Source organism: Legionella bononiensis (genome assembly GCF_016786215.1).
Classification (GTDB): domain Bacteria; phylum Pseudomonadota; class Gammaproteobacteria; order Legionellales; family Legionellaceae; genus Legionella; species Legionella bononiensis.
Window position 1 is genome coordinate 49,722 of the sequence record NZ_JADOBG010000008.1, and the last position, 26,329, is coordinate 76,050.

The window sequence follows — 26,329 nt, forward strand, 5'->3', positions numbered from 1 at the left end:
AACAGATGTGTTATTAAAGCGAGTCATTAATCAATAAGCCGCTGTAATTTTTAGTTAATTAAAAGTATCTAAAGTTATTCCTTCCTTCTGATTTAACGATATAGAGTGCTTTATCTGCTTGCTTGATAAGTGTATTGAAGTCTTGTCCATCTTTAGGATAAATGCTGATACCAATACTCACTGTAATTACAAATTGATGGCGCTTTATTTTTATTGGTCTTGCTATGGTCGCTAGAATTTTTGTAGCTACCATCTCAATTTGAGAGACATCAGAAATGTCAGTGAGAGCGATTATAAATTCATCCCCACCTTGTCGGATAAGAATATCTGTTGAGCGTATGGTTTTTTTTAATCGAAGTCCTATCTCTATAAGCACGAGATCGCCTATATCATGCCCGAAGGTATCATTAATTTCTTTAAAATGATCTAAGTCCATGAACAAAACAGCTATTTGATTTTTGTGTCGTTTTGCATAAGATATGGCAAGTTTAAATGAGGCATCCAGCTGTTTTCTATTGGCTAATCCCGTCAAAACGTCATGATATGCAATGTATTTTAGTTCTTGTTCTGCTTGTTTTTGAGCATCAATATTTTGAATTAGCGCAATAAAATAGAGCGGTTTGTTCTCATGGTTTCGTATTAAGGACCCGCTCAGTAAAATCCATATGACACTACCATCTTTTTTGATATAGCGTTTTTCCATGCTGTAGGAACTGATTTCACCAGTTAGTAATTGATGAACATAATTTAAATCCAGTTCTAAATCGTCAGGATGCGTGATGGTTTGAAAATCGATTTTTAATAATTCTTCTTCAGTGTAACCAACAATTTGGCAAAGGGATTGATTTACCTTTAACCATTTACCCTCTAAAGAAAGTAATGCCATGCCAATCGCCGCAAAATTAAATGCAGAGCGAAAGCGAGACTCACTTTCCTCCAAAATTGCATTGTTGCTGATTAATCTATTGATTAAATCCAAATTTTCGTAACGTAATCTAATATTGGTATTCAGGAGTTTATTCCCCATCCATGAGACCATTAATACAAAGCATAAATAAATCAGTATGGCGATTCCAAGTAAAAAATAAGTTGGTGTATTTTGTAAGAATAGCCAGAAACTTATCGGTAGAATGATTAAATTTAAAAATAAGATACTTGCAGTCATATTCGGCTGAAGAGTATGCAGTCCACCCGATGCAACACCTATACTAATAATGATGACAAGCATTTGATACAACAGATTGTTTTGGGGTATGAGTATTGAACCGGCAACTCCCCAAAGAGCGCCATATAGAATGGCCAGTCCAATCAAGAATTTTAAATAGCCATTTGTTGGAAAGGAATGGATTCGATTAACGATATATACAACGCCATGCAAAACACAAGTAAAGACTGCGGTTATAAACCATATAAAAAGGTATGTGTGGTTTACTTCAGGATAGAGACCAATAAAAACAATTAAAAAACAAATAAAATTCGCTGGAATGCTAAAGAGTAAATTCTCGTTGAGTAACATTATTCGATCAGCACGAATACTTTGCATCATTTTTTTTTCGAATTTAGGTCTTTCATTAGTCATTCAAATCTCTTTAGAAATTACCGTTTTAATTTAAGCAAAATTGGATTTAATCCAATTAATTATCTAAAAAATAATCTAATTACCATTATTCTGACTAACGATCTGTAAAATATAAGTATATTAGTAAGTTATACAATATTCCAATCAATGAATTTTCAGGATCTGGGAATCAGGTATTTCATAAATCCAGAACAATCAAACGCACTCACTTTGCTATACCACTCGCTGGACCGAGTTACCGGTTATTATTAATCATACATAGGAAACAGGGGCATAGGGTAGGTCCTGTCGCAGTAATTCAAATCAGTTTTTACTATTAAATAAAAATTAGAAAAATAATGCCAGTCAAGACTGTTTTTTTAATATTTTTGTTGTTACCATGGTACACTGAATATCCAAATCCGTTGATCTCTTCTTGTGGATATTTTTTCTGATTACCTTGCCTATTATCTTAAATTAAATATCAATTTTATTGGTAATCCCTTAATGTATATGGTTCATTCTTCAATTATTGGGTGCTTTCGGTTTGATTACTTATCCACATTTTCTGTGGATATCTCTGTGAATAGACTCTTAGTCTTCTTATAAATTCAGCAGGTTAATGGATTGATTAGGTCTTACACATGGTGCTAATGAAGAGCAGAATAGAATACAGGTTCAGGTAAGCGTTCGTAACTATATTGTATTACTCACGTTCTTTAATATGCTTATGACATGGCGACAGTATCTGAAAGCATTTTATTGCTATGAACAAAGTGGTTTATGAATGGTCAGACGTGGTCAAGTATGGAATGACGTAGTGTTTGTTTCTAAGTGGCTCTCATCATGTTCCAGTTCAGTATCAGGTAAAGCCGATAAATCTTGGACTTGAGAAGTCGTATTTTGTTGTTCAATGTCATCATCCACCATTTCCCAGTCATCTGCTTTTTGTGCAGACGAGCACGTCGAATGGGTTGGATGGGCATTGAATTGCTGGGTTGCTTTATTCCAACTCATCAATTCAGGTTGGGGAATTTCAGAACTAATATTCGCTTCATTGGAATTATTGAGACCAACGAAATTTAAAAATCTTTGCCATAGGTTGGGCTTCGATGGTAGCGAATGTATATTAATATCTGAGGTTCCTTTTTCTACAAGCTCTCTGTTGTATTCAATAATATTTTGTTCATGCTTGTCTGTATAAGCAACTGTTTGTTGATCAATAGAGGTGCAGGTTCCCTGTGGATTGGCACCAGCAAGATCCATGATATTTCTACTCGTCCACGCGCCGCAGTAGGTGTCATTGTTCTGAACGCCTTGATACCGTATTTCAAATTGTGTCTCTCTGGCGGTTTCTACTCCATAGATTGTACTTAAGCCATCAATCAATGATTCTTTCATTGCTGATCTTGGATATAAAAAAGATAATATCCATGGTCTTGAATCAAGTAACGTTGCTTTGTTTGTTTGAGGATCATAATGTAAAGTGACCCAATGATTGCGAGGGAATAGACCTAGTATTTTTTGTTCTTCAGTAACGGGTATAATTATTTTTTTCTCTTTATCTGCTTCCGAAATGTTCCTAAGCGGTTCAAAAGCTTCTTTAATGGTTTGCAATTTTTGCGCTCTTGGATTAACCGTGTCGGTAGCTGCATCTAATACTAACGCATGAGCATTACTGTAATAGCCTGGCGCAAGGATACCACCTAAAGTTGGCCTGTTAGCTTGCGGTGTAAAATTAACCATTAGGACGCTTCGTAAATCACTCGGTCCATAACGCCCATCTAAAGCCATTGTAGCTCCTTTATTAAACAAGATGCTCAATATCAGTATAATCGATCAACCTTAAGGAACCTTTAACAAGTCATGGGGGCTCGAAATTGATCAGGTATTGCGGTTTAATTAAAGCGAAGTACCTTGAACTATTTAAGACAGTTATATTAACTTCATATCGAGGCAGGGCATGTATAAGCCACTGTTAGAACTCCTATTATAAAACCCAGGTTGAAGAGGCTGACACGAATTGAGGTGACTAATAAGTTGCGTATGGTTGTATACAAAGGCTAGAGGTCTGATGATCTGATAAATGAAATTTCCCCATGATACTCATATTCCTCCGGATTATAATGCTGCACCAATTCTGCACCATGGTTCTTAATGGTTTGATTTAAGGTATCGCAAACAATTGCTTCAATATAATCGGCAATGGATACGGATTTACGTCGTTCCAGATTATTGATTTGTACCGTTAAATCAACAATTTCTTTCTCACCATAGGGAGTGCTGGGTTCTGCTTTTTTTCTCCTGTTAAACAGATTAACGATTTCACCATCCAATTTCTTTAATTCTTCTTTGTAACTTTCATGCAAGGACATTTCTATATGCGCAATAACGGTTTGAAGCTTTTCACCATGTTCTTTTAAGAGGCAGGCACAGGACTTGGCTATTAATTCAATTTCATCAGAATAATCTGAATGAGGATCGCCTATTTTTCGTAATTTCATCGCATTGATACTGTGCTCCGAGATGTTACAGTACAGTTCTTTTTTCGGCGTCACGGGCTTTTCAGGAGAGCTGTCATTAGGCATGGTGAAATTCCGTTTCTAAATCACTTATTATAATTATAGCATCAAACTGATTCTATTTTGAACATTATATGCTGGTTCCATTACTGGATGTAGTCATTCAACATGCTCTCGCTGCCAAGTGAATGTTCTTATAGAAATCCATCGCTAAAAATACATTTTGATGGTACTCCGGCAAGAAAAATAGCCGTTTTGAGTTTATTGGTTGTGTCTTTAGGTCCGCAAATGTAGGCACGTAATTCAGCAGGATTATTGAGGCAGTTTAGTATTTGCTGTTCAATTGAGGACTCAGTATAACGGCCCTGACTTTGAAGAACACAGGGTTTATAATGGACATTCTTAAATACTGCGGCCAGAGTTTCGAGTTCATCGTTGTAATAAATGTCATTATCAGTAAGTCCTCCGTGTACTAAAGTTATACTGCCATTATGTTCCTGGCTCAGTGCCGCTTTAATAATGCCGACTAGCGGTGCTAATCCTGTTCCTGTTCCGGCCAACAGCATATCAAATGATAATTTATCTGGATTGTAATAATAGCATGTTCCAAAAGGGCCTCTAAGCGTTACCGAGGTACCGGCTTTCGCCGTGTCTTGCAGCCATTGGCTCATACGACCATTTGGGACTATCTTGACATGCAGTTCAATATAACCCTCTTGATCGGGGATGTTTGCAATGGAATAACTTCGAGTAATTTCTTCAGGATTCGTTACATTAAGATATTGGCCCGGAAGCCAATTACCAGGATTATCAACTCGAAGCTTAATCTGTAACACATTATAATTGAGCCGTTCAATGCCAATAATGACGGCTTCTACATCACATTCAGACACATCAGGTGATACAAGATTTATATTTGACTCAGGCTTTGCAAGGCAAGCAAGAAAATATCCTTGTTTTTTCAGAGTGTCCGGTAATCCATTCTGCCAGGATGGGTTAATTGCTCCATCCGTAGCCTTAATCAGACAGGATTGACAAATTCCTGCCTGACATGAATTGGGGTACTGAATACCATGACGTAAAAGACAACTTAAGATGTTTTCTTCAGAACCAAGTGGATAGAGCTGATTATTAAATGTTATTGTATTCATTTCTAACGATCCAGCACATCAGAGCGAACGCTGTTTGCAATTGCTGCGACCTCCTGGATGTCGTTTTCACTGACTCCAAGTTCTGTAAGGGTGGCCCCTAATAACTCGATAATGGCATCCACATGCGAGTCGTTTAATCCTTTTTGAACCAAATGACGGTGACCTTCTCTCATTCCTTTTCCGGTATAATGATTTGGACCACCAAATACCATGGTCAAAAAACCTTTTTGTTTGTTAATTTGTTGTTCCATATCAACCCCGTCAAAAAAATGATTGACGCGTTGATCCGTGAGTACTTTTCGGTAGAAAATATCCACTGCGGTATTAACTGCCGTTTGGCCACCTAGACGTTCATATAATGATGAAGGCATAATCTAAACTCCATAAGTTAAAGATGTATTTTAAATGCATCTTATAAAAAGAACGAATGCGAGTCAATCAATAATGATGGGAATTAATCTATGCAACTAACGCAATTCACAGATTACTCTTTACGGGCCTTGATTTATATTGCCCTAAAGAAAGACATCTGTACCATTAAAGATATTACGGAGGCTTATACTATCTCAGGCAATCATATGATTAAGATAATCCATAATTTATCCAAATTAGGCCTGATTAAAACCACTCGAGGTAAAAATGGAGGAATTACCTTGGCGGTAGAGCCTGCGAAAATTAACCTGGGGGCTTTAATATTACAACTGGAATCCAATTTTGATTTGGTTCCTTGCTTTAATAAGGAAAAAGCAAATTGCTGTATTGCGCCTGTATGCAAGCTTAAAAATATTCTCTATGAGGCTCGGAAAGCATTCATGGCTGTTTTGAATCAATTTACTCTGGGGGATATTGTGTCCAATAAAATCGAATTAAATGCTTTATTAAATATTCAATCCTGAACCGGTGACTTATAGAATAGAATGGCTTTTAGTTTGACCCTCTTCTGGATGCCGCGGACAAGCCCTGAAACTTCCTCACTATTTATACGTCATCGTCACAAAAGCTCAATCCTTCCTAAAAATTAACATAAGGCCACATTGACGCATGGATCCCCGCTGTCGCGGGGATGACCATCTCATAAAAATGGCAAATTAAGATGAATTAATCTGCATTTTTAGAAAGGGACGAATTCTTAGGGATAAGCTGCGGTACGTAGGCAGTAGGCGAGTTGTCAACACGCCCTAATTATTCAGAGAATTTTTTAATACCATCGCGCAGTGTTCTAACGCCAGCTTTTCTTCATCAGACATAGATGGAATCAATACTTGTCGAATCCCTTTGCAATTTAAGATACTGGGTAAGGAAAATGTCACACCATAATCCGCATGATAGGAACCTATAGGTATCACTGATTCTTCATTACGAATGACTATTTCAGCAATTCGCGCGCAAACCATACCTATACCGTATTGACTGGCATTATTACCTTCAATAATGGTGATATTGGCAAATTTAACTTCCTGCTCAATATCGTGTTTGAACTGTGTTTTGTCACCAGTTAACCACTCATCGAGTGGTTTTCCACCTATAGTGACTCCAGACCATAAAAATACGGAGGACGTTCCGTGCTCTCCTATGACCTGGGCATTTACATCTCTGGGGTTTAATTGGAAGTGTCTGGCTATATGGTATCTGAAACGCAAGGTATCAAGATAAGTTCCTGCACTGAGCACTCTGTCATGACCTGCCAGTTGGCGAGCAACATCCGCGAGAGGGTCAGGTGGATCACTGACAATTAGAATAATCGCTTTTGGCACAGCCTTTACAATCTGGGGAATGATGTCTTTAAAAATTTCGGCATTAGTATGAAGTAGTTTGAGTCTGCCAGCAGGGTCGTTACGATCCGTAGCGCCTCCTGTTTTTTCATTGACGCCGGCTGTAACCATGACCAAGGCCGATTGGTGTAGGTCAGAGTAATCACCGGAGTAGATATGAGTCTCAGGGGATAGTTGTGAACCATATTGCATGTCTGTGGCAACAGCTTTAGCCAGATGGGTATTTTTATCAATCAATACAATTTCTCTGGCACATCCTCTCATTATCGTTGCCATTGCACAGGCTTTCCCAACACTTCCTGAGCCAATAATTCCAATTTTCATATAACCTCACTGTCCATTGTGATAATTAAACATCAACCAGCTCGCAGTTTTAAGTATAGAACATAATGTATTTTGACCGACTGATTTTCGCTGCTTAATAATTAATTGATTAATCGGGATCATTAATAAAATAGTTTTTACACCAATGAAACATTGCTACGGAACCTGACACCGCAAACAGTATTGGAATGAGTAAACTTAAATCGATACGTGTTAATTCAAAAATCAGGATTATTGCCGTTACAGGCATTTTTTGAGCAGCTCCAAGAAATGCTGCTGCTCCTACAAGCGCAAAGGCTTCAAATGAAGAGGTTGGCCAAATCATATTCCAGACTCCACCCAGTATTGCTCCAAGTAAGGCTCCATTGGCAAGAGAAGGGGTTAATAGTCCCCCCTGGGCGCCGACTCTTAAACTTGACCAAACGATCACGCTTCTTAACATGAGCAATGTTACGCTTAAGCCTATCCCCACATGACTGGAAAATTCCAATTGAGCAGGACTTTTACCATTGCCTAATAATTGCGGGAAATAAATTGACAGCACGCCAATAATTGTAAAATTAATCAGACAGGAACCAATCATCATCCAGTTACGTTGGGATTTACTTCGTTGTATGGTCGCAACATAGATAAACCAGAAGGCCGCCATTCCAAAAAAAGGGCCAGCTCCTATAGACCAGATGACTAATGAATAACTTATCGTTAAGTCAGGTATGTGATAGAGGGGTTCATTACCTAATCCCCACCAGGATACAACTACCGCGATTGCTGAAGTTGTAAGGGCGGGCAGAACAATTGACCAGTTAAGCGTGCACAGCAAGACTTCAAGAACAAATACTGCACCACCTAAAGGAACATTATAAACCGCTGCCAAGCCGGCTCCCGCGCCACAAGCCAGCATGATTTTCGTTTCTTTAATGCTTAACCCTGCTTTGGTGGATATCCATGTTGCAAAAACGGCACTTGCTTCTCTGGGAGCTACCTCTCTACCCAAAGGAGAACCCAGTGCGATGGTGACTATCTGGAGTAAGGCATGACATGTAGTGCTGAGCATGGGCATGGTTTTATTTGTTTTTATTGCTTCTGCGATGCTGACTAAGGGTTTTCCCAATTGATACACTGCTGCCCATCCCAATCCGGCGATGAGGCCGCAGATTATCAGAATCGTAACTCGTCGTTCTGGAGATGATGCACTAACACCCTCTAAAAAACTTTCATTACTGATAATATGTAAGGGGCTGTATCCATAAGCGATATGCTGAATGTAATGAAGTAATAAGGCCAAAGTCATTCCCAAGAATCCTGATGCGACTCCTACTGAGAGAGTTACCAGGAACAAAGTCCAGAGAGGGGTTTTGGATTTGTTTTCTTCAGTAATCACGGACTCCATGTTTTATTGTTCCTTAGACATTTTATAGTTCAGCGAAATACCTGCATAGTCTATCTTAACCATGAGTTTCAGGAGATGGTTAAGTATTCGGACATCTCCTGAAATCCTGTGCACCAATGCAGCATTTTTAATTACATTATATTTAATACAGTGCTATTCCACTTGGATTAACGAAATTATTTCCAGTAGTGATGCAAGTACCAAAGCTGCCATTGCTTTTTATGGGACAAGCTGAAACCGTATTACCATTTTCATTAGTGATATAAGCGTAAGTGCCTTCAGGGTTTAATGCGATTCCTACCGGGAAATTAAAATCATTCCCTGTTGCAGTGCACGTACCTAAAGTGCCATTGGTATTGATTGTACAATAGGCAACTGAGTTATCAGCATTAACGATGTAGGCAAGAGTGTTTTGCGAATTTACGGCTACGGCATAAGGAAGAGTGATTGCAGAATTGGCATTCGCCACACAATTTATTAAATTTCCATCAGCCTGGATTTGGCATGAAGAGACTATACCTGATGAAGGATCTGCGATGTAGGCGTAAGTTCCAGGCGGATTTATTGTGATGCCTAATGGAGTCCCAAATACCTGGCCTGTTCCAGTGCACGATGAAAGTGTTCCATTAGCTGCTATAGTGCAATAGGATACTGAAAAATTTGCCACATCGGTAATATAAATGAGGTTACCTGCAGGATTAACTACTATTCCTGATGGAGCGATGAATGCTCCTCCAGCCAGATTACAGATTCCGAACGTTCCATCATTATTGATAGGACAGAAAAGAACAGCACTGAAGGTTGGCAGGGTAAGATAGACATAACTAAAATCCTTGCTGAAGCTGATTCCAACAGGTTGACCCAATCCAGATCCTGCCAGGGTACATCTACCAAAGTTGCCATCCGCTTGAATAGGGCATCGAGACACCGAGCCATCATTAAAATTAGTGACGTAAGCTGTTTTTAACGGTGATGTGTCCTGAACCACATTTAAAGAATATTGGGTTCCAGCACAAGTGATTCCTCCAGGAAAACAGACAAACAGATGGTGATGCGGATCCGGGTCATTACTATTAACTGCTCCTGAAATTCTCAGTTGTAACGTGCAGCTGCTTCCAACCTTTCCTTTTCCTGCAAGATTAAACACACTGCCGCAGGTGTCGGGATAGGTACCTCCACTGGTAATCTGCGTCACATTGGGGGGTAAGTATTTGACAAAGTTATTATGTCTTTCAGCTAGGGTATTATTCGTCACGGTATAATAAGCAGTGACTTTTTTCCCTGATTTTACTACAGTTGGCAGTTGAGTACCTGTTTTGGGGGTTATGTCAAAAGGTAAGGCTGAACTGTTTGTGCTTATCAGGAACAGGCTTATAGAGAACAACATGAATAATATATTGGATATTATTTGCAGAACGTCCTTTTTCATAACAGTAACTCATGATTTATTTGATGTTTGAAATTAATCTAACATTGAATTGAGTTCAATACTATTCTTAATGTCTGGTTCTAAATGAAGGATAGGGTAATTGATGTATTTTTTATTTATCCCTGGGTTTATTCCATGAATTGTTTTTATTAAAGTCGTTTTGGTGCTATAATTAAGCAGTTTGGTTTTGTTATTTGCGAATTTGTGTTAATAAGTACAGTTTGTATGGTTCTGTATTATTAAGTTTGCTGTTTTGCGCAAATACAATGTAACTAAAATAGATTAATTGTACAGGAGAGCACTGTGGAATCAACACCAGAGAATCCGCCGGTTATATTTTCCAGCGAGATAGATAATGCAACGGGGCTTTTTAAGTTGCAGCAAAAGGGAGCGTCTTATTTGGCAACAAAAGCGGTATGGTTGCTTAGAGAAAGTTCGGTGCCTGGATTGCTTACTTTATCTTATTACGATAAGGAAAATACACGGTACGTGAGTAAACGAATTGGATTTGTGGAAGGGGAATGGAAATTTGGTCCTGCAAATAGAGATGAGGCCGTTGAATTTTCAAAACAAGCGACACAAGCGTTTAAACATGAGTTTCCTGAGAAGAGCGCAGTTAAACTCTTCACATTATTAAGCGATAACGGATTTGATCTCAAGAAACAAGTAGTACCCAATGCTATTGAGGCAACGCGAACCGCAGAATTTACAGGCTATGTCAGTCTTCATGAAGATGATGATCATGAACCTAAGGACGATAGTTCAAAAAGATATACTTCATTTACATAGCGATAATCAATAGCTCATGTTCTACGTTCCGCGAACAGGTCGCGGGACGTAGAAATCGAAGCTGTCAACATCCCCTAAGATCATCCCTGAACTTTATATTAGTCCGGACTAGGGGGTATTTTGTATTACTTCAGGAGACATCGTTTTGGTTATTTCTTCACCAGCAGTCTGAACTGATTTAGTATGATAAAACCCTAAGCGTCCTAAAAAGGTAAGTGGGGTTATACGATGCATATTCAATGCTTTATAAATTGTGGAGTTTTCATCCTTTAAAGCATCACTCAGGTTTACATCCTGGGGCAGGGTGTCAATTGCATTAATGATTTCTTTTAATTTTTCACCGCTATTCATCCAGTACGGATTCCAAAATTGATCTTGACCTTTTTTTAAGCGTATCATGGAGTCAATTACGATTTGACCGGCTTCACCTTGATTATACATGGCAATTAAAGCGCGATAAAATGATGGGGTATTTCTTCCCATCGCTTTATATCCAAGTGTGATATTATAAATATTGGCGTCATATTTTGTTCTGTATTCTTCAACTTTTGCATGATTACCAGTAAAGGCAAATGCTCTGGCAATATTATCAATTGATGCGCCTTTGGAATGAAACTCTTCGACCTTATCGAGATTACCTGTTAAAGCATAGGATTCAGCAACGCTGGTCACCAGGCTTTGGTACACAGTCCGACGATATTCCAGCTGACTCTTTTTTTCTTCGGGGCTTTCGTACACTACGTTTTTTTGTAGGACATCTGGACGAAAATTACCTAAATACTCATTCACTTTTTGATGATTATTTGCTAAGGCAAAGCCTTGTAACACGAAATGAATACTCGCGCCATACAGGGTTAAATATTCATCAACTTTTTTATAATTACCAGCAAAGGCATAACCATAAGCTATATAGTCACTGTTCGCGTAGTATTCGTTTTGATAATGATTGACGAGGTCATCATTTCCTGCAATGGCAAATCCGGTTGCGATTGAATGTACATTAGCTCCGGATTGGCGCAGGAGTTCAACCGCTTGAGTTTTATTTTTTGCAGCCAGTTTGGCTGCGACGGTGAGAAAGGGAGGGGTGGGGTCTATGGCATCCAAACCGATTAAAAAAATCTGCTTACTTAATTCTTCAGGACTCTTAGCGTTTAATGCAGCATTATAAAATAATTCAAACATCAGGATCACCATAGTAAAAAAGAGAAACTCATTGTATGATTTGAGTTCATAGAAGTCAAATAATAAATTAGTAGAGATCAAAAAACCAAATTTGCTTCACTCTTCTGTTTGTTTGCGGAACACTATTATTCTTTGTCATTCTTAATGGCCACTATATTTTGGGTATTTAACTGGAAATAGCAAAGAGTGACTAAAGCGTCAAGTATCATGTACAACCCACCTATGGCGCTCGGAGGATTAGCGCAGTTAACCCAATCTGGATGAATATTTAACTTTCCATACCAAGTCCATGTGTGCATGTGTGTTCCAAGCAGTTCCAGATATAAAACCATAAAAAACATACAGGAATAAAATAATTTATTGTTTTTTCTTAATAAGCAAAAAATTACAAAGCAAATGACTCCAAGGGTATCCTGTAGAATGATGAAGGATAAAACGCTGATAAGTAAGGTTACGATAAACAACAAGCGCTCCATGTCTGGGGCGTATTTCTGGAGGAACGTTTGTTGATAGATATAGTAGGACGTTGCAAAAACAAGAGCGTGACCAAACGGTACATAAAGTGGAATATTATCAAGACGATAAACATAAAACTTTAACATGAGGGAGGCGATTATCTCACCGCTACTGGATATTAAGATCATCAATAACATCAGGCTTTGTAACTGTTTATTGGCAACGCGATAAAACCAGAAGAAAGTGCTAATAATACAGAAATTAACCATCCATTGGCCGTAGGGAAAGAGATTATTAAACGCCACACCGTCCAGGTAAAACGCAACAGGAGTTCCAATTATTACAAATAATATTTGGAATCGAATCATTGGCCTTTGATATTCCATTGGACTAGTCCTGATACAGGTTATTAGAAACTAGATTTATTTCCTGAATGCGGTTCAATAATAATTACTATCTGTTTGAACAATTAAATGAACGCCATACACCTACCAGTAAGTATAATCTATAGATCATGGGGCGTTATGATTTGCCCTGAATTCTGTGATTAATTTTAATGGATATATTGACAAAATATTGCCTAAAAAGTTAGCATATAAGCTTGATTGTAACTAAATACATATTTGACGATGAACACGAATCGACTCCCAACACGGGATACTTCCCGATACCAGGAACACTGCAGTATGACTGCGGGGATGTCGTATTATTCGTTAAATCTTATATCACTTGTTGTCGTGGTGGTGGTCAGCTTTACCCATTTCTCAGCTCTGAGTCGGCTTATCTCCTAAACTATCTGCCCCGCCTCAGGGCGAAGGTCCAGGCAGATAATAAAAAGCTCTTTATCAAAGATTTGAATTTATTTTAAGCAGAATTTATTTCTTTAATTCGGAGTTCATTTGTGTGCCAGCATTAATTAAAACTGGTGAAATTGCCCAAATCTGTAAAATCAGAGTCAGGAGTTATTATAGTGAACACGTTTCAAAGTAAAGATCATTGGCTTGCGAAAGCTTACCCCTGGATTATCTGGACTATCGCTGCAAGTTTCTTCTTTTATAAGTATTTACTTCAGGTATCTCCCAGCGTGATGACTGGCGATTTAATGAAAGCATTTCAAGTCAATGCCGCTGGACTTGGTAATCTCTCGGCGTTTTATTTTTACTCGTATCTGGTCATGCAGATTCCGGTAGGGGTGATGCTGGATCGATACAGTCCTCGATTACTAACCACCGCAGCAATATTTCTATGCAGCATCAGCACCTATATCTTCTCACAGACTGACTCTCTCTGGTTAGCCTGCGTCAGCAGAGCATTAATGGGAGCTGGTGCAGCCTTTGCAGCGGTTTCCTGTTTTAAAATTGCCGCTTTATGGTTTACCCCCAAACGATTCGCTTTGGTTTCAGGTATGTTTATGACTGCAGCCATGTTAGGTGCTGTTGGTGGTCAAATGCCCTTGTCTTTGCTGGTTCAGAATATAGGATGGCGTCCGGCGCTTAAGGTAGTGAGTGTTTTGGGAATACTTCTTGGAATAGTTTATTTCCTGGTATTGAGGGATAAGCCATCCAAACAACAACACACAATAAAAAGTCAGGAAAAAGTCAGTCACCTGTTACGCAGGATCATTACAAACAGACAAGCATGGGCACTTTCATTATACAGTGGATTAGCTTTTGCACCTGTTTCAGTATTTGGGGGATTATGGGGCGTACCTTTTCTGGAGAAAGCTTATCATCTTTCAAGAACTGATGCGGCTCTTGCCATTTCGTTTATTTTTATCGGTTTTGCAGCTGGAGCGCCATTCTGGGGATGGTTATCTGACTGTATTCATCGTAGAAAACCTGTATTGTTTATTGGCACTGGATTGGCATTATTGAGTCTCTTGGTTGTTCTCTACAGTCCAACCCTGTACATAACCACCTTAAGTATCCTTTTGTTTTTCTTTGGCTTTTGTGCCAGTGGATTTTTTACCAGTTTTGCTATGATTCGGGAATTATTTCCCCTAATACTGGTTGCTACTGTTTTAGGTATAATGAATACGTTCAACTCAGTATTTGAAGCATTATTTGAGCCTGTAGTCGGGGTGCTTCTTGATTGGAGCTGGGATGGTACTGTGGTCAATGGTACGCACTATTTTACTTTGCACGGTTACTATTCCGCCTTGGTGATATTACCCATATCGTTGGCTTTATCATTGGTTACTTTGTTGTTGATCGATGAGACTTATTGTCGTGCTAAAGAAGAGAATGAATGATGGTTTCCAAACAATAGCGATTTGCTATTGTTTGGAGCGATAATCATGTTCAACTCAATCAGTTCAAATTAATGCACTTGTTGAGCGTTTTGCGTATATTCAAGAAGTACGGCCAGCTTTTCACTGATTGGCATTTCGGTGTTTTTTAATGCGTGAAGCAAGTGCTCTTTGGCTTTTTGCGGATTTATATGATTAAAATAAATTGATTCAGCAAGTTCTGTTAAAAAGCAAGTAGGGTTTAACTCATTGGCTTTTTTGATTAACAGTTCAGCCTGCGGGAAATCTTCAGTAAGAGCATGAATCAAAGCAAGGCCGCCCCAGGCATCAGCCAGTTCTTCGACAAGCTCAGCAGCATTCTGATAGGTTTCATGAGCTTCATTGATTCGATCATTAAGAAGTTGGCACCATGCCAAAGCAATATGACAATCATAGAAATCAGGATAAATTTCAATGGCTTTTTTTAATGTGTGCTCTGCTGCTTCCATATCACCCTGAACCATGTAGGTATTACCCAAGGCGAACCATAATCGACTGTCCTGCGGGCTAATCTGCAGTAATTGTTCAATTTCTTCAACACTGGTTTCCTGATTCATGAGACGAAGCATAATATGCACGAGCTTTGCATCATAGTTGTCAGGATTCAGTTGCAGAGCTTGAGTGCATGCTTGTAAAGCAGGTTCTTCTTCATTCAGATCAAAATAGAGGAGCGACAGAAGGCCCAAGGCTTCTTCATCCTCAGGATTATGTTCCAGAACATGCTCAACAAGACTGATGGATTCTTCCAGTGAGTCTTGTCTGTGAAGAATGCGTGCCATTAACAATTCGGCTTCAGGGTAATGTTCGCCTTCCAGAATAGGTGATAATATGTCCCATGCATTATCCAAGTCGTGGGTAATAAAATGGGTAAAGCCAAGGTTGTAGCGAAGAGCGGGTGTATCCATATGAGTTAAGGCTTCTATAAAACATTCTTTAGCCCGTGACAATTGTCCCTGATTTAAATGGAGTAAACCCTGATGCCCTAAACAGGCTTCACGATCAATCAAATTGGCTTTTTCCAGATAGTGATGGGCGGAATCCAGATCGTCCAGTTCGATATACATATCACTAATTTCAATTAATAATGCCAGATTTTCTTGATCCTGAGCTAAAAAGTTCAAGTGTCGGTTCAATTTGTCTTGTACTGTTTGGGTATCCATTGACGAATCCTTTATAAGAGAGGTTAGTGCAACGTTTCACCGATTCTGTCTCGCGTTCATCTCATCTGACATTCATCTTTGAGTGATTGCTGATCGTCGCAGGACAGAATCGGTGAAACCTTGTACTAGACTTGGTCATAAAATGTCAGATACTATAAATCGTACACGCTAAAAAGGCAAAAATATTATCCATAATCAGTTTCTGAACCAGGGAATGGTTTTAATTCTCCCTGTTATAAAGGATTAGCTCTGCTTGGTACACTCTATTTTCTCTGGAAGAAAACCACGGTCTCCCATTAAATTTTGATTATAGGTAACAGTACATTTTATGGTTTTTTTAGGTAAAGGTTGGGTCAGTTCAATGCCACTCTGATTGTAATGGCAAACCAGATAAATCAGTTCCTGAGGTGAAAATTCCCATTTAGCCTTTTTTTGATTGGCAAAATCCGGTTTTAAACTGGCCATTTTATCTGGATGATCTGAATAAAATGAAATGCTGCTCCAGTAATTATGTTCCGTTCCCCTGATGGTTTCCCATCCTTTGGGAGTTTCTGTAATTTGTTCACTTGTCTTTATCACATCAGGACATTGCGGTTGATACATTTCAGCTCGTAATAGGGCTGAAAAACCAAATAAGCTGAGACTGACAATAAGGTTCCAATATATCATTTTGTATACCTGATTCTTTAATAGTTAATTGAAAAGAAGCGTTATTATCTAAGTGCTTTCATATCAATTCGTCGAAACAGAGAGTACCCATATTCTGTACGGATTAATTCTGAAATTCGATAGATATTAAGCGGTAATAATAATGAATGCAGGATGAAAATAGGGTGTAAATTGCATTCAAATGCATACAATATGAATGCAATATTGCTACAGATTGCGATGAGTCGTAAAGTCAAAATCCTTTTGACATAAAACGTAGCGAACACTAAAGAAGAAGCAACATAGCCAACTAAATCAATCATTGATTCCATAATCAACTCCACTTCTAAATCCTTTTATTCAACATAACATTTACTCAATGTTATTCGCAACTATTTTAAAGATTTGATATTTTTTAGACCGTTTTATGGATTAAAAATTGGTAATATAACTTTTTTATGTTCTTTGCGAATAATAAATAACCTATAAATTATTAATAAATCAAATAGTTGATATTAAAAATTAAAGTGGTTTTTAATGCTTCAGCAATCAATGAGGACATTCATTGATTGCCTTATCTCATGTGTATTGGTTCATTGAAGCAATGAGTTAATCAGGGTGTCCAATAACATTTAAATCGTCATCGTTATCTATTAACTCATCCCGCACATCATCTGATTGTCTGGGCTCTTTGTAAGAAAGAAAACTCAGTACTCTGAGTGGCGTAGATACTGGCGGTTCAACTGCTACTCGTTCAATCGCCTGAACATTCGTACTGGGACATAGCGAAAGTATCCATTCTATAGGTTTCCATAGCAGCTCTAATAAATGGATGAACCAGTTAACTTTCGGGCCTTGTTCTTCTTTTACCTTGTTAATTATATAGTGCTCAAGTTTGCCTTCGCTAAAATAATTGATCTGTTTCAGACAAAGAGACATGGCATGATCCTGTTGCATTTCAGTCAACTCTGATTCTTTCTTTAAAACCTCTTCGATCTGTGTAATAGAGTCCATCGCACTTTCATTGAAGTGTTCAGTTAAGTCTTTAACCACTTCATTTTGTAATAAAAATATTTTTTTGGCCAAAACCGCTGCCATAAAGAGCTCATTATCGGTATCTTTATTAATCATCGTTTCATCCAGATTTTCAATACCTAAATAGAGCATTGCAATTAAAGCGCTATCGAAGGTTTTAGTCTGACTGTCGATAAACTCAAGGGTTTGTTGGTATGCAGTCTCAATAGCCTGATCCCTTTGTTGTTGCGTGGGTGACGTTGTAATCGTAGTAATTTTACCCGTGTTGAGATAAAGCATATTCCCCATGTTAAAGAATATTTTTTCACGATTCAGTACTTTTGCGCGCCCTTCAAAAACACGCCCACCCAGTATTTCTTTGATTATTGAATCCATAAAACTACTAAAATCAGAAACAGCCTCTAATCCATGATGTTTTACTCTATTTAGCCGTTCTGCAAAACTACTGCCTGACTCGGCTTTAGTACATAAAATTTCTTCAGGTTTTAATCCTGAATTCTCCAGCGCTCTGGTCGGCATGTTGTTAATTATGCCACCATCCGCAATATGTTCTCCTTTTGCATTTTTAGCCGGTTTAAATAGAACCGGATGAGCCCCGGATTGTTGCACTACTTCGGCTATTGATGTGTTCGGTTCGTTTTCTTCATTATAAGTTTCAATGATTTTTCTGGATTGATTTGTTGTTACTACGGATAAATGTTTGATCAAATGTTTTTGATCTTCAGGTAAAATGGCTCTTAAACGGGACAAATCATTGAATGTGATTCTTGGTGATTCAATCGAATCACCATGCTGGTTTTCCAGAGATTTTGGCAATACTGCGAAAGCCATATCCAGATCTCTGAGGCTTTTATACGAATTTGTTAGTTGAATGATGTCATCGATAGTATCTATTTTTATGTTTTTGGTGCTTAAAGCTTGTTCATACAGCTTCACTTTGGTTTGCAGCAAGGCATACTGAGACATTTCTTCAAGTGTTTGCGGTTTGGTTATTCCATTTAAATGCTGCTTGATTTGGAAAATATAAAAAAGTTCGAATATATTTCGTACGCGAGTACCTTCAGCCCGGGACAGCATCCCTTTATTGTCTAAAAGTTTGGTTATGTCTAATCGAGTAGAAATTGTTAAAATGTCTTCAGGACTCATGCCTATTGCGAGAAAGCTTGCAGTCATAGCCCCTGCTGAAGCACCACTCACATGAGTCAGTTGTTTAAGAAGGCCTCTGTCATGCATTGCTTGAAACATGCCTGCATAGGCAAGTCCCTTAGCTCCGCCGCCACTAATAACCAATCCTTTATGAGCAGGAGGATTAATGACAAAACCATGTTCTGTTTTGCTTAGGGTGCATAATGGGTTCTTTAACTTGCGTTTTTTAGGCATAATTCACTCTATAGTTTTAGCATTATCTTATATTCTAACAAATCAACCTTAACGGAGGGTTAATATTAGAATAAATCCGATTTTTAAGCGCATTATATCATAAATTGCCTTGTTGTTTATAATTAAGGCACGGCTTGTTCTGATAGGCTGGTTATAGGCTTAAAATGATCAGGGCTAGATTAAGTACTCTTTTATCCTTTAAAAGAGTACTCGAGGGATGCGTTTAATTGATTGGACTGTCATAACTGGCAAAGATATAACCTAATTCTGGTTCATCATCGCCTGTATCATTGAATTCAGGATATAAATCGGTGACCATCTCATGCAACTCTTTTATATCGCTACGTCTTAAACAGTGACCATTACGTTCAAACATTTTCTCGGCAGCAAATGACCTGACCTCTTCATTATGACTGACCAGGTTTGAATTGAGGGACAGTCTTTCTTGATCCATCAACCCTGAATTCAGAAAATGGCAGATTTCATGTACCAGAGTACTGGCCATTTGTTCAGGAGTTCTTTTTCTGCTGATATAAATATATCGATCCTCATAAATAATTCCATTCAATTCTGATTCAATCATTTTTACTGCTTGTTCAGAAGGTGGATAGGTATTGGGAAGGATAATGTTATCTTCCTTTTTCATATCATGTTTCATTCTACGCCAGTGATCTTTGGACAGATCAAAAAATGAACGTATTGAAACCTGATCAGAATCGATGACCTCCATTACTTTTAGGGCTACCAGTGAATTGTTTTGTCTGATGAGATTAATTGCGGTTTGTAATTTGGAATTAAAATTCGAAAGTGAAGATTGAGTCTTTTCAAAAAAATATAAGTGAGCCATTCCATTTCTCCCTTTAGTTTACTATTTCATTGATTTGTTCCATCCTTCTATTTTGATACTAAACAGATTTGTAATAATTAACAATAGTGGTGTTAAATGAAACAGCATGAATGAACAAAATCTTGTGATGTTTCAAAATGTTGATGCATCGCTTTAGAATCCTGGATTGGGTAGACAGGTTTTTAACGAGTTTATTTTTTCCTGTTGTCTATTAATTTCATTTTGCAGACATTCCACGCCTTCTTTTAAGTACGGTTGTGGATTCTCAACAAACTCAGAACTCACAATCCCTTTAAAAAATCGGTACATTATCTTGTTGTCCTGGGGCGATTTTATTTCTGCTAATATTTTATCCCTGGCCTCTTCCAAAAGGTGAATTTTTGTAGTTTTAAAACCTATTTTTTTACGAATGAAGGTATAACCTGGATCAGGGTTGCCTTGGGTGGTCAATTTGGCAATCTGATCTTCTAAATCAGCAATGACGTTCTGGTTATTAATATAGCCAAGAAGAGATTCATCGTATTTATCGATGTATTGGCTTAATTTGGTGAGCATGTTATTAAAACTATCAATTTCTATGGGATTGAATTCAGGTGAATAACTGTCATGTTTGTAGGTGGTTTTAAGCAAATGATCGATAATAAAACGGTCATTTTCAAGCGTTAAGGGTGGTTTGGAGTAATAACGTCCAGCGATATCAAAACCTAACAACTGCGCTACATTTTCGATGAATTTTTTACAGGGTGGTACAATAACGTGTTTAATTAAGAAAAACAGATTCACCGCTACAGCCATCAGATTAATAGACGTCAGGGCAGAGATAAAGGATATAGTCGCAATAGGGGGACATAGAAAATAAGCCAGAGTCAGGAATGCTGTAAGAGAGATTAAGCTTACAAACAATTCGGATTTACTCACCTGATTTTTATAAATTCTATAGGCAAAGTTAGTCAAATAGCCCAAACTAAGGGACAGATTGGCCAGGATAAGAATGATTTCTTTTGAGAAAAGGGTAGTAGTAATTAAAGCGGGAGTAAAAAACATGGTGATCAGCATGGGCATCAGACTGTTTAAGCCCCGGGAGGTTTTGTTGAATATATCTCCAAATTCTTTTTCTCGACTGCGATTGCGTCTGAAATATGTTTCGTTTAGTTTTAAATACATGGCTTATTATCATAACGTTACAGCAAATCAGTACTGGGTACACTTTGCTTCATATTAAAAAAAGATTATTTTAACCAATCTGATTGAAAATCACTGTTAATAGGCAATTAGCCCAAACTTTACGCATAGTATACCTATGAAATTAAATAAATAAAGAGAGTTGTTGTTTTGTAACTCCAGGCGGGTATTCATTAACTCTCTTTATAGAGGGGGTATATAAAGGATTAGTGCCAATGGATCTCTGCTCAATATCCCGTAAGATTTTTGGACATTCGCACAAATCCAAGTGGTACTCCATTCGGTAGCTGATGTACTACTTTATCAAGGGATTCATACCCACGAGCCTGGTATAACTTTACACCCGGCAGAGTGGCCATCATTTCAATTTGGGAAAATCCATTCACTTTGGCCTGGTGTTCGCAGTGATTCAAAAGCAATGTTCCTAATCCTTGTCTGGCGTATTCAGGATGAACAAAGAACGCCCTTATTTTGGCCGCCTCTATTTCCGGATCCAGATAACCTGACTCTCTTCCATTAAACTGGTTTCCGCCAAACAACATTCTCCGTTTACTCCATCCACCACAGGCTACGATGGTCTCATTTTTTTCTACCACATAATAAGTTTGATCTTCGATCAATTCAGAATCCACACCAAATACATAATTAATTGCGCCCTCTATTTCTTCAGGTGAATAATCTTCTTGACTTAGGGCGCGAGCAGATTGCTCAATAAACTGGTTTAAATAGTTAATATCACTCATAAGGGCAATACGAATCATCAAGGAACTCACTTTGTGTTGATGTTGTTAAAATAATGTGCGACTGCTTTTGCTATTTGCAGATCCTGAACGGCAAGACCGGTTAAATCAGCAACAGTTATTTGATCCTCATTGGTGCGTCCTGAATGCTCGTTGGAAATTATAGTTCCTAACTCAATGAGTTGATCGGGATTAATCTTGTGCTGACGCAACGCATGGGAAGTATCTCCTCGTTCTAAACATTGAGCAATACTATCGACAACAATAACATCTGCCTTACAAAAAATAGAAGAATCCAGCTCTTGTTTATCAGGAGTATCTGCTCCAACTGCTGTAATGTGAGTTCCTTTCATAATGGATTCCGCAAAGAGTACTGGCAGTTTTGATGGGGTAGTTGTCACAATCAGATTACATCGAGAAGTAAGATACTCTAATGCTTGGGTTGTTTCGATATGAAATCCATAAACTTGCAACTCTTTTTGAAAATCAGACAGTTTTTCTTTATTTCTGCCAAAAACGACTACATCTCTGCATTGAATGACTTGTTGTAAATAGTATAACTGTAACTTTGCCTGCGTTCCTGTACCAATAATGCCTATGGACTTTACTGTGTTAGGTGCCAGATATTTTGCTGCTATGGCTCCAGCTGCTGCAGTACGCAGATCGGTCAAATAACCTTCATCAAGTAGAATAGTCAGGAGTTCACCTGTTTTTTGACTGAATAACAACATCAGACCATTACTGGATGGAAGATTAAATTGCGCATTGTCATAAAATCCCGAAGCAATTTTTATCACATAATACGCATCATTTTTAAGATACCCATATTTGATATGGACATCACCAGGTGGATTACTGAATTGCATTTCACCTACTGGTGGAATAATTGCCTTCCCTTGTGAGTAAGCAATAAATCCCTCTTCAATTGCAGGAATAATTGCGATTTTATGGATAATCTCTTTAATTTGATTCAGGTTAATGATGTTCATCTGGTTTAACTCAACACGGATTTTAAGGTATCAAGACTGATATTGGCGCCGCTTAATACAACAACAACATTCTGTCCCGAATAATGTTCTGCATTTTTTATCAAGGCAGCCAGAGCGACCCCCGAAGCTCCTTCAACCAGCATATGCTGTGTCTGAATTAAGGTAATAATGGCGTTTTGTATTTCCTGCTCAGAAACGAGAATCCAGTCATCAACATACTGCTGGCATAAGTTAAAAGTAATGGAGCCAGGTTCTATGCCACCTGCGGTTGCGTCGGACAATGAGGGCAGGGTATCCATTTCGATAATAGTTCCAGCCTTTATGGAATCAGCCATAACTGGAGAGTGTTCCGGCAGGCAGCCCATGACTTTAGTATGGGGTGAAACTGCTTTAATAAATCCAGCAATTCCTGAAATTAAACCACCTCCGCCAACAGGCACCAGAATCACATCGATTTGATTGAGTTGCTTTATCAGTTCAAGCCCTACCGTGCCTTGGCCTGCAATGACTTGAGCATTATTGTAGGGTGAAATATAAATTTTATGATGCTGTTTGGCATATTCCAGTGCATGCGCTTCGGCCTGTACACAATCAGTTCCATAAAAGTTGAGTTGTGCATCGTAATGACGAATATTGTCTGCCTTTGTCGGTGAAACATGTTCAGGAACAAAAATAACTCCAGGAATGTTCAATTGTTTAATACCAAAGGCGACTGCTGCGCCATGATTTCCTGATGATGCGGTTACAACACCTTGCTGTTTCTGCTCCTGAGTTAGGGACAACAAAGTATTTAATGCGCCTCTCACTTTGAACGAGCCGGTATGTTGTAAGTTCTCGCATTTTAGATAACATTTTGTTTGAGTGAGTTTGCTTATGGGTACTGAATAATCCAGTGGCGTCTCACGAATCGAGGCGCGAATACGTTGTTCGGCTGCAATTACTTCGTTTTTAAAATCCAACATCATTAAGTCCTTCTTAAACTCGCGTCTAGGTGTACCGGGTTTTAGCTGATAGTAGTTTATCTGGTGTATGTTATGAAATTATTTTTTTATATTGTGACGTTTTTCTCACTCTATAACCAGCTAATTTAGTTCAAATTGTAATATAAACACTATTGTTTGTTTAAAATTTATTCTATATACTTGTCCCTCTGTAGGTTTAATGGACTGCCAGTGGGTAATGATTGCCTAACTTTATCAGGAGTCCTCATGCCAAAAAATTCATTGAAACAATTTATCGTTAATTTTAGTAAATCAGATAAAAAACTTAAGAATGTAAAGCTCACTTTAAAAAGTAGCAAGGAAATTGATTCGTTTCTGGATCTTCTTCAAACTCCAAAACATAAAGGTCTTTTATTAATTTCTGATTTGGATTTGAGTGGCACCCGTTTTAATCCAGTTCAACTTCAGACTTTAGTAAGCGCGCTTAACGCTTTGCCTAATGTTCAAAAATTGAAACTTAATGACTGTAATATTACTGATAAAGACAGTCAGTTATTGATTAAGCTGGAGCATATAACGCATTTATCGCTAAATAATAATGTGTTAAAGCGACCCGTATTTAATTCAAAATTGGTATCACTCCATTTGGATTATAATAATGCTCTTGATACACATTATGTGTTGCATACTTTACATTTAAGAGCAGCAGAATTGAAACACCTTTCTCTAAAAGACTGTAGTGTCACTGATTCTGATATGATGTTTTTTGGCAAGGAATCATCCAAATTAAAAAAATTAACCTACCTCAATTTGCGTAAAAACAACATCACTCATATTGGAATTGATGATTTGCAACAATGTCTTGCTTTAGTGACACTGGATGTGAGCCAAAATACCGGCATTGGTAATGAAGGTATTGAAAAATTGAGGGTATTTAAAGATCTGAGAACTCTTTATGCTGATGGATGCGGTATCAGTTTGGACGGTCTGAAATCCATTGCTCGAATGAATTTGTACAAAGTGGATTTAAGTTTTAATCCAGGACTCAAATTGGATTGGGATTTTGGCGATATTAAACCCAATCATACAATAAGAACACTTAATTTAGCTCAGTGCCGATTAAATGATGGCCATGCTAAAGTACTGATTAAACAGTTTCCAGCGGCTACGACTTTATCAGTAGCGAATAATAGCTTAACAAAGGCCGGTGTAATTACGTTACTGGAAAATCCGATAATGTGTGAGCTTGATGTAAGAACCATGGCTTTATTTTCAAAACCAGTAAGTGGTTATCGTAAGGCTCTCACTTCTCCGCGGGCTCTCACATCTCCACAAGATATCAATGCTCCGCAAGTTCCCAATTCTCCACGAAATGAGTTACTACAACAGCAGTTGAGAGATAAAAGAAAAAATACATTGCGGGATGCAAAATCACGAATGGTTGATTTATTGGAAGCAATTCGGACAGCACCAGCTCTTAAAAGCATCAGATTGGAAAATACCGGCTTAACTGAAAAGATGATGTTAACCTTGATTCCTCAGGAAAAACAGGGATCGCGAAGCATACAGAAGATTAATCAGTTGCCTCTTCCAAAGTTGCAAGCTCAACTGAACAAACAGATTGAGGCTAAAAAAGAAGCAAAAGAAGAGGCGAAAAGGGAGGAATTAAAACTGGCACAAGCTAAATTGCAACCGTCAATCGCTCCCGCGGATGAGCCTCCAGTGTCAAATGCATTAGTAAATACAGGAGTTTCAATATCGAGCTCAGAAGATCGGGTTGTAAATCCAGAACACAAGTTAAAAGAGTTGGAATTGGAAAATCAAAAACTAAAAACGGAGCTTAAACGGGCACAGGCGCGTATCGCTGAACTGGAGAAACATGCCCCTGTTGAACGTAAAAAGGAAAAAACAGTAGTACCATCACTGGCTATTCCTGTGATGTTCCAGCAGAGTGATTCAGCAAAACCATCAAGCAATAGTACTCATGTGGTACCTGCTCTAAATCTGGGTAATTAAGAGAAAACAGGTAGGTTTGCGGTTCTATACCCATAGCCAGAAGGTTATGAGTCGGGACCTAACTTATGCTCGTTGATCAGTAACCCTCATCCCCAACCCTTCTCCCTTAATAGGGAGAAGGGAACGGTTGGTGCAAACCGGGTAGACAGGTAACACTCAAATAGAAGTAACTCGCCTTAAGCTTTTTAGACGCAATGTTCAATGTTCAATTTCAAACGTTATTGAGATCTTACTAAAATGGCCTTCTCCATCAGGGAGAAGGTGCCGACTAGTTCAAACGTTATTGAGATCTTGCCAGAATGGCCTTCTCCCTCAGGGAGAAGGTGTCGACTAGTTCAGACGTTATTGAGATCTTGCCAGAATGACCTTCTCCCTCAGGGAGAAGGTGTCGACTAGTTCAAACGTTATTGAGATCTTGCCAGAATGGCCTTCTCCCTCAGGGAGAAGGTGTCGACTAGTTCAAACGTTATTGAGATCTTGCCAGAATGGCCTTCTCCCTCAGGGAGAAGGTGCCGACAGGCGGATGAGGGG

At 38.4% G+C, this 26,329-nt stretch carries 23 protein-coding genes; 4 read left to right on the forward strand and 19 right to left on the reverse strand.

From position 1 onward, the window contains the following. Positions 1 to 58: 58 nt before the first annotated feature. The 5 genes from IZU94_RS05175 to IZU94_RS05195 form a co-directional block, all read right to left on the reverse strand. Entirely contained in the window at positions 59 to 1,579 is a 1,521-nt protein-coding gene (locus IZU94_RS05175; RefSeq protein ID WP_203108672.1) for a GGDEF domain-containing protein, read from the reverse strand. Positions 1,580 to 2,359: 780 nt separating this feature from the next. Beyond that, entirely contained in the window at positions 2,360 to 3,352 is a 993-nt protein-coding gene (locus IZU94_RS05180; protein ID WP_203108664.1) for a hypothetical protein, read from the reverse strand. 269 nt (positions 3,353 to 3,621) lie between these two features. Continuing rightward, entirely contained in the window at positions 3,622 to 4,146 is a 525-nt protein-coding gene (locus IZU94_RS05185) for a hypothetical protein (protein WP_203108662.1), read from the reverse strand. A 128-nt stretch (positions 4,147 to 4,274) separates the two neighbouring features. Further along, positions 4,275 to 5,231 carry an FAD-binding oxidoreductase gene (locus IZU94_RS05190; RefSeq protein WP_203108660.1) on the reverse strand — a complete coding sequence of 319 codons (957 nt, stop codon included), beginning with the start codon at positions 5,229 to 5,231 and terminating at the stop codon, positions 4,275 to 4,277. A 2-nt stretch (positions 5,232 to 5,233) separates the two neighbouring features. Continuing rightward, positions 5,234 to 5,602 (reverse strand): group I truncated hemoglobin, encoded by a 369-nt coding sequence (locus IZU94_RS05195; RefSeq protein ID WP_203108658.1) that lies wholly within the window; start codon positions 5,600 to 5,602, stop codon positions 5,234 to 5,236. Positions 5,603 to 5,692: 90 nt separating this feature from the next. Here IZU94_RS05195 and IZU94_RS05200 point away from each other — a divergent pair, with 90 nt between their 5' ends. Continuing rightward, positions 5,693 to 6,127, forward strand: a complete 435-nt coding sequence (locus IZU94_RS05200; protein WP_203108657.1) for an Rrf2 family transcriptional regulator — start codon at positions 5,693 to 5,695, stop codon at positions 6,125 to 6,127. 282 nt (positions 6,128 to 6,409) lie between these two features. Here the strand turns inward: IZU94_RS05200 and IZU94_RS05205 are convergent, their stop codons facing one another. The 3 genes from IZU94_RS05205 to IZU94_RS05215 form a co-directional block, all read right to left on the reverse strand. Then, complete coding sequence (locus IZU94_RS05205) at positions 6,410 to 7,327, reverse strand: lactate/malate family dehydrogenase (RefSeq protein WP_203108655.1); 918 nt, start codon at positions 7,325 to 7,327, stop codon at positions 6,410 to 6,412. Positions 7,328 to 7,436: 109 nt separating this feature from the next. Next, entirely contained in the window at positions 7,437 to 8,717 is a 1,281-nt protein-coding gene (locus tag IZU94_RS05210) for a chloride channel protein (RefSeq protein WP_203108653.1), read from the reverse strand. Between the two features lie 142 nt (positions 8,718 to 8,859). Beyond that, positions 8,860 to 10,146 (reverse strand): NHL repeat-containing protein, encoded by a 1,287-nt coding sequence (locus IZU94_RS05215; RefSeq protein WP_203108651.1) that lies wholly within the window; start codon positions 10,144 to 10,146, stop codon positions 8,860 to 8,862. Between the two features lie 303 nt (positions 10,147 to 10,449). Here IZU94_RS05215 and IZU94_RS05220 point away from each other — a divergent pair, with 303 nt between their 5' ends. Then, the gene (locus IZU94_RS05220) at positions 10,450 to 10,935 is read left to right on the forward strand and encodes a hypothetical protein (protein WP_203108649.1); all 486 of its coding nucleotides are present in this window, start codon (positions 10,450 to 10,452) and stop codon (positions 10,933 to 10,935) included. A gap of 108 nt (positions 10,936 to 11,043) precedes the next feature. Here the strand turns inward: IZU94_RS05220 and IZU94_RS05225 are convergent, their stop codons facing one another. Beyond that, complete coding sequence (locus IZU94_RS05225) at positions 11,044 to 12,117, reverse strand: hypothetical protein (protein ID WP_203108647.1); 1,074 nt, start codon at positions 12,115 to 12,117, stop codon at positions 11,044 to 11,046. A 125-nt stretch (positions 12,118 to 12,242) separates the two neighbouring features. Continuing rightward, the gene (locus IZU94_RS05230) at positions 12,243 to 12,959 is read right to left on the reverse strand and encodes a hypothetical protein (RefSeq protein WP_203108645.1); all 717 of its coding nucleotides are present in this window, start codon (positions 12,957 to 12,959) and stop codon (positions 12,243 to 12,245) included. 584 nt (positions 12,960 to 13,543) lie between these two features. Here IZU94_RS05230 and IZU94_RS05235 point away from each other — a divergent pair. Beyond that, positions 13,544 to 14,824 carry an MFS transporter gene (locus IZU94_RS05235; RefSeq protein WP_203108643.1) on the forward strand — a complete coding sequence of 427 codons (1,281 nt, stop codon included), beginning with the start codon at positions 13,544 to 13,546 and terminating at the stop codon, positions 14,822 to 14,824. Positions 14,825 to 14,892: 68 nt separating this feature from the next. Here IZU94_RS05235 and IZU94_RS05240 read toward each other — a convergent pair whose 3' ends face one another. The 9 genes from IZU94_RS05240 to IZU94_RS05280 all read right to left on the reverse strand — a co-directional run bounded on the left by IZU94_RS05240 (position 14,893) and on the right by IZU94_RS05280 (position 23,806). Next, positions 14,893 to 16,020: a tetratricopeptide repeat protein gene (locus IZU94_RS05240; RefSeq protein ID WP_203108641.1), complete on the reverse strand. Its 1,128-nt coding sequence runs from the start codon at positions 16,018 to 16,020 to the stop codon at positions 14,893 to 14,895. A gap of 243 nt (positions 16,021 to 16,263) precedes the next feature. Beyond that, positions 16,264 to 16,689 (reverse strand): STY0301 family protein, encoded by a 426-nt coding sequence (locus IZU94_RS05245; protein ID WP_203108639.1) that lies wholly within the window; start codon positions 16,687 to 16,689, stop codon positions 16,264 to 16,266. 44 nt (positions 16,690 to 16,733) lie between these two features. Next, entirely contained in the window at positions 16,734 to 17,000 is a 267-nt protein-coding gene (locus IZU94_RS05250; RefSeq protein ID WP_203108637.1) for a hypothetical protein, read from the reverse strand. A 277-nt stretch (positions 17,001 to 17,277) separates the two neighbouring features. Then, positions 17,278 to 19,083 carry a patatin-like phospholipase family protein gene (locus tag IZU94_RS05255; protein ID WP_203108635.1) on the reverse strand — a complete coding sequence of 602 codons (1,806 nt, stop codon included), beginning with the start codon at positions 19,081 to 19,083 and terminating at the stop codon, positions 17,278 to 17,280. 223 nt (positions 19,084 to 19,306) lie between these two features. Next, the gene (locus tag IZU94_RS05260) at positions 19,307 to 19,930 is read right to left on the reverse strand and encodes an ImmA/IrrE family metallo-endopeptidase (RefSeq protein ID WP_203108633.1); all 624 of its coding nucleotides are present in this window, start codon (positions 19,928 to 19,930) and stop codon (positions 19,307 to 19,309) included. 153 nt (positions 19,931 to 20,083) lie between these two features. Beyond that, positions 20,084 to 21,094, reverse strand: a complete 1,011-nt coding sequence (locus tag IZU94_RS05265) for a hypothetical protein (protein ID WP_203108631.1) — start codon at positions 21,092 to 21,094, stop codon at positions 20,084 to 20,086. 245 nt (positions 21,095 to 21,339) lie between these two features. Beyond that, the gene (locus tag IZU94_RS05270; RefSeq protein WP_203108629.1) at positions 21,340 to 21,873 is read right to left on the reverse strand and encodes a GNAT family N-acetyltransferase; all 534 of its coding nucleotides are present in this window, start codon (positions 21,871 to 21,873) and stop codon (positions 21,340 to 21,342) included. 8 nt (positions 21,874 to 21,881) lie between these two features. Further along, a complete protein-coding gene (locus IZU94_RS05275) occupies positions 21,882 to 22,841 on the reverse strand; it encodes a Rossmann-fold NAD(P)-binding domain-containing protein (RefSeq protein ID WP_203108627.1) in 960 nt (319 codons plus the stop codon). A gap of 5 nt (positions 22,842 to 22,846) precedes the next feature. After that, positions 22,847 to 23,806: a threonine/serine dehydratase gene (locus tag IZU94_RS05280; RefSeq protein ID WP_238400528.1), complete on the reverse strand. Its 960-nt coding sequence runs from the start codon at positions 23,804 to 23,806 to the stop codon at positions 22,847 to 22,849. Between the two features lie 243 nt (positions 23,807 to 24,049). Between IZU94_RS05280 and IZU94_RS05285 the strand changes: the two genes are divergently transcribed. Next, entirely contained in the window at positions 24,050 to 25,798 is a 1,749-nt protein-coding gene (locus tag IZU94_RS05285; protein ID WP_203108625.1) for a leucine-rich repeat domain-containing protein, read from the forward strand. Positions 25,799 to 26,329 lie beyond the last annotated feature (531 nt).